This is a genomic window from Tepidiforma sp. (genome assembly GCF_026419595.1).
Taxonomy (GTDB): Bacteria; Chloroflexota; Dehalococcoidia; order Tepidiformales; family Tepidiformaceae; genus Tepidiforma.
The window spans coordinates 1-325 of sequence record NZ_JANZZD010000117.1 but is presented as its reverse complement, the minus strand read 5'-3'; the positions used below and the strand labels follow the sequence as shown (position 1 = coordinate 325).

1 protein-coding gene is annotated in these 325 nt (G+C 73.5%); it reads right to left on the bottom strand.

Translation table 11 applies throughout. The features are described from left to right. Nucleotides 1-325 (bottom strand): pseudouridine synthase (locus N2041_RS14685; protein ID WP_297679371.1); only part of this gene is annotated, 325 nt, incomplete at both ends.

Here is a 325-nt window from a genome sequence, read left to right as displayed (position 1 = left end):
GCCATGCGCAGGCGCTGGCGCGGATCGCGCCCGATCGGCTGATCGACCCCCACGCGATCTGGGTGCCGCCACGGCCCGCCCGCCAACGCCACGTAGATGCGCTGCACCTCCCGCGCGGCGATCATCGCCACCAGGGCGTCGAACGCCCTCGTCGTCTTGGCCACGACCATCAGGCCGCTCGTGTCCTTGTCGAGCCGGTGCACGATGCCCGCCCGCGGCAGGCGCGCAGCGCCCGCGTGGTGCGCGAGCAGGCCGTTGAGCAAGGTCCCCGACCAATGGCCGGCAGCGGGGTGCACCACCCAGCCCGCCGGCTTGTCGATGACGA